Origin of the sequence: Sulfurimonas sp., from assembly GCF_028694895.1 — a bacterium.
Lineage (GTDB): Bacteria > Campylobacterota > Campylobacteria > Campylobacterales > Sulfurimonadaceae > Sulfurimonas.
Genome location: NZ_JAQVKA010000124.1, coordinates 1 through 3,900 on the forward strand (window position 1 = coordinate 1; position 3,900 = coordinate 3,900).

Annotated in this window: 4 protein-coding genes and 1 pseudogene; 1 reads left to right on the forward strand and 4 read right to left on the reverse strand. The window is 33.3% G+C overall.

Annotated elements, in window-relative coordinates:
- From PHI38_RS09555 to hemW, 3 genes and pseudogenes are all read right to left on the reverse strand, one after another.
- A pseudogene (locus PHI38_RS09555) lies at nucleotides 1-88 on the reverse strand (twin-arginine translocase subunit TatC); the annotation flags it as partial.
- Complete coding sequence (gene tatB, locus PHI38_RS09560; protein WP_299855543.1) at nucleotides 81-500, reverse strand: Sec-independent protein translocase protein TatB; 420 nt, start codon at nucleotides 498-500, stop codon at nucleotides 81-83. The gene tatB and the pseudogene PHI38_RS09555, both read right to left, overlap by 8 nt.
- 52 nt (nucleotides 501-552) lie before the next feature.
- Nucleotides 553-1,605 (reverse strand): radical SAM family heme chaperone HemW, encoded by a 1,053-nt coding sequence (hemW, locus tag PHI38_RS09565; protein WP_299855545.1) that lies wholly within the window; start codon nucleotides 1,603-1,605, stop codon nucleotides 553-555.
- Between the two features lie 115 nt (nucleotides 1,606-1,720).
- Between hemW and PHI38_RS09570 the strand changes: the two genes are divergently transcribed.
- A complete protein-coding gene (locus tag PHI38_RS09570; protein ID WP_299855548.1) occupies nucleotides 1,721-3,088 on the forward strand; it encodes a GGDEF domain-containing protein in 1,368 nt (455 codons plus the stop codon).
- 9 nt (nucleotides 3,089-3,097) lie between these two features.
- Here the strand turns inward: PHI38_RS09570 and PHI38_RS09575 are convergent.
- A partial coding sequence (locus PHI38_RS09575; protein WP_299855550.1) for a methyl-accepting chemotaxis protein occupies nucleotides 3,098-3,900 on the reverse strand: 803 nt, incomplete at its 5' end.

Genomic DNA, 3,900 nt, shown 5'->3' on the forward strand with positions numbered 1-3,900 from the left:
TAACAAAAAACATGACAAATAGACTACCAACAGATATTGCTAGCCTTTTTCTTAATTCAATTAAATGTGGTTTTATTTCATCAAACATTTTTATTATCTTCTTCTAATTTTTCTTTAGTTTTAGTACTTTTTTTCTTAGGTAGAGTCACTTCTTTAGGCTTGTTGTCTGGGATACTCTCAGTTTTTGGAGTATCAAAAATATCTCCAAATGTGTCATCTTCTAAGGTTGTTAGTTTTGCCGCCATCTGTTTTATGTCTGTTGCACTCTTTACTTGATTTGAGGCATCAAGTAGCTCTTTTTTATACGCTAATGCCTCATCTTTTATGCTCTTTACGTGCATCTCTTCTTCTATTGTGCTCTTCATAGTGTTTATAGTGTTTTTAGTATTTCTAAAAAATTTAGCTATCTGGACCATAGCGTCTGGTAGTTTATCTGGACCAAGAAAAAGAATAGCGATTATAGCGATAACAAGAATTTCAGTAAAACCCATACCAAACATAATAAATCCTCAAATTATAGTGAAGAGGGATTCTAACTAAAAAATAATTAATCTATGATATAAACAGAGCAATCTCATCAGCTAGTAGATACTCGTTGTTGTAAAAAGTATCACTTTCTAATGAGAGCTTTTTTTCATCAACCAAGATATTGGCACGTTGAAGCTCTTTTTCATTTAGTATATTTTTATGAACTCCAACACAAGAGCGAAGGCCCAAAAATATCTGCTCTATTTTCTTATCCTCTTGGCTTAAAGACTCTGTTTTTATCAAAGTTGGATTGTTTATATACTCCTCAACATCAGAAGTTGGATAGTACCTTTGTAGGCCAAGTTTGCCAACAGCACCACTTCCAAGCCCTATATAATCTTTATAACGCCAGTAGCCAAGATTATGAGTACTTTTATACGTGCCAAAGTTACTTATCTCATACTGCTCAAATCCATGTTTTTTGATAGTTTTAAATAACCATGAAGTAAGGCTCAATCTCTCTTTTGACATATGTGGTTTTGATTGAAATGGAGTTCCCTCTTCAATAATGAGCGCATAGGCACTAAGATGATTTATAGGAAGCGAGATGGCTGTCTCTAAGTCATATTTTAAAAGCTCTTTTGTATCACCGAGCGTTGCATAAATAAGATCAAGTGAAATGTTTTTAAAGCCTACTTTTTTGTCACTTAAAACTGCTTCTTGCGCTTGGTCTGCACTATGTGCTCGGTTAAGGATTTTAAGCTTCTCTTTGTTAAAGCTCTGAACACCAAAACTTATACGATTTACTCCAAGCGCATACATTCCCTCAAGCCACTCATAGGTTGCGCTGTTTGGGTTTGCTTCACTTGTTATCTCGATGTTATCTACAAGGTATGGTTTTAGTGTTTCAAATAGTGTTTTGTAATGTTTTGGCTCAACAGTAGATGGAGTTCCTCCGCCTATAAAAATAGACTCAATGGAGTTTTCTTTAACATCAAATCTCTCAAGTTCAAATTCAAGCTGGGTTGATAGGGCTCGCATATAGTTCTCTTTTAGATGAAACTTATCTACATAAGAGTTAAAAGCACAATATGAACATTTTGAGTCGCAAAAAGGGATGTGAATGTAAAGTAGCAAATATCTTCTCCATAAAGTGGGAATTATAGCTTGTTTTTATTTTTTATTGCTCACAATTAAAGTAAGATATGATAGAGTTTTTAGTATTAATTGAATTTATAAAGTGTGGTTTTTTTTGAATGATATAGCAACAATAGAAGACAACCTATCTAGATTGGGTAAGCTTTATACAGATGGTGATGAGAAACAAAAGTTAGTAATATCTTCACTCTTGGAGGAGATACTTAGCTGTAAAAATATGGATGATATTCATCTACAAATCGATAAGATGGATGAGGCGACAGACCTACCAAATAGAACGGCTCTGATGAGAGATATTTCAAAGCTTCAAGATGATGCTATGCTTGTTATGTTACATATAAATCAGCTAGAGCCTATCAAACAGCTGTATGGTTTTAAGATGGCAAGAGAAGTTATCATTGATAAATGTAATAAACTCAAAGAGATAATTACAGAAAAAGAAGTCACTCTTTATAGCTTAAATCTTCAAAAATTTGCAATCCTTATAAAAAACAGAACTCTTTTTGAAAAATACCTCTCCATTTTACAATATTATATTTTTAACAATATAGAAAACAGCCTTTTTTGCACTGAGGATGGAGAAGAGATAATCTCTGATTTTACAGCTGGTATCTCTTATGGAAATGAACATTTACATTATATGGCAAATATTGCACTTCAAGAGGCTCTCTCGCTAAAAGAGAGATATAAGATATATGAGAATAAATCTGAAGATATGTCTTCGAGAAAAGCTGTTCTTAGCAAACACCGTGTATATAAAGAAGCCCTTCATGATGGGCGTATAGTTCCATATTTTCAACCAATAATAGATTCAAAAGATGGTTTTGTTATGAAATATGAAGCACTTGCAAGATTAGAGCTATATGATGGAACAATTGTAACTCCGTATGATTTTTTAGATGCAGCTATTGAAGATAATACATTTGAATTTTTTACAAGACAGATGATGCAAAAAGTCTTTCAAGTTTATGAGAGAAACAGTGTTAATTTCTCTATTAATTTGACATATAAAAATATAAATTCTCAAAGCATGCTTGATTATATAAAAAATAGATTAGACAAATATGGTGGAGATAGAATTACTTTTGAGATAGTTGAGACTGAAGAGATAGATGATTATGAAGTTGTAGAGAGATTTATCAACATGGTTAAACTCTATGGAAGTAAAATCTCTATTGATGATTTTGGCTCTGGGTACTCTAATTTTACAAATCTCATAAAACTCAATATTGATTTTTTAAAACTAGATGGAACGCTAATAAGTAAGATTTTAACTGATGAAAAATCAAGATTTATGGTCAAAGGGCTTATTGAATTTGCAAAAAGCACTGAAATAAAAACGGTGGCAGAGTTTGTAAGCTCATATGAGATAGCTCAGTGTGTTAAAGAACTTGGAGTTGATTATCTTCAAGGATACTATTATGGAGAGCCCAAAAGGGCTCTGTTTTATGGCTTAGAGTAGAAGAGGGCTCTATTTAGAGAGATTACTTAGTGTATGGATAATCTCATCCATTTTGTCGCTAATTAAGCTAACTTCACCAGAGATATCATTTACTTCTCTAGCATTTTTGTTTAGTGCATCTGAACTCTCAGAAATTGACTGAATAAGAACATTTGTAGTAGCTGAAGTCTCAGCTAAACTCTTTTGAGTTCTCTCTGCTAGTTTACGTACTTCATCTGCAACAACTGCAAAACCACGTCCATGCTCACCAGCGCGGGCTGCTTCAATGGCTGCGTTTAGTGCTAAAAGGTTTGTCTGCTCAGCGATATCGCCAATGGTTGCTAAAATAGTTTTTGTCTCATTAGCATTTGTTACTAGAGTTTGAAGGTTTTCAACCATATCATCCTCTTTTTGCGCGACATTATGTATTCTCTCAACAGCACTATTTATCATGCTCTTTAAATCTTTAATAGTTGAGTTTGTGATAGTAGAGATAGTGTCATTTAGTTTTTTAGATGACTCAACAATAGTTTTTTGACTATCACTGTTTTTTTCTTCCATACCTTGAAGAGCTTGGCCTAGTTGGTTGATATTGTTTAACAACTCAGCCATTTTAGCCTCTACATGTATTTCGCTTCTTGTCCCAAAGAGACCTTTTGAAAACTTTTGAAGTGTATCTATCGCAATATCGATATTTGCTTCAGAGGAATCAAGCATATTGTTAAGGCTATTTCTTAGTATATGGACATAAGGAGTTTTTGAATCAGACGCAATTCTCCCTGAACAATCTACTCTTGCAACTTTATCTGTTAAAAGTACCATCTCACCAGCTA

Bases quoted from the DNA above. Each gene is read 5' to 3' on its own strand.
- tatB (WP_299855543.1), bottom strand. From the start codon at position 500: ATGTTTGGTATGGGTTTTACTGAAATTCTTGTTATCGCTATAATCGCT.